The following is a 238-nucleotide window of genomic DNA, read 5'->3' as shown; positions in this document are numbered from 1 at the left end:
CCGACGCATACCCGTGTCGGACGAATCCTCCGTTCGGAGGTGCGAGATGACCACTTACATTGTGTTGATCAACTGGACGGACCAAGGCGTGCGCACTGTTCGCGACTCGTCAAAACGGCTGGATGCGGCGAAGAAACTGCTAGGCGACATGGGCGGCTCCTTCAACCAGTTCTTTCTGACGATGGGCGGCCACGACATGGTGGCTGTCTGCGAAGCGCCTGACGATGCCGTCATGGCG

The 238-nt window shown here is 59.7% G+C and carries 1 protein-coding gene; it reads left to right on the top strand.

The features are described 5' to 3' along the window. Positions 1–46 precede the first annotated feature (46 nt). Positions 47–238 (top strand): GYD domain-containing protein (locus EOD29_RS34865; protein WP_127248918.1); only part of this gene is annotated, 192 nt, incomplete at its 3' end.

Origin of the sequence: Mesorhizobium sp. M1A.T.Ca.IN.004.03.1.1, assembly GCF_003997555.1 — a bacterium.
Taxonomy (GTDB): domain Bacteria; phylum Pseudomonadota; class Alphaproteobacteria; order Rhizobiales; family Rhizobiaceae; genus Mesorhizobium.
The sequence above is the reverse complement of the archived record's forward strand: the minus strand, read 5'-3'. Positions and strand labels throughout refer to the sequence as shown.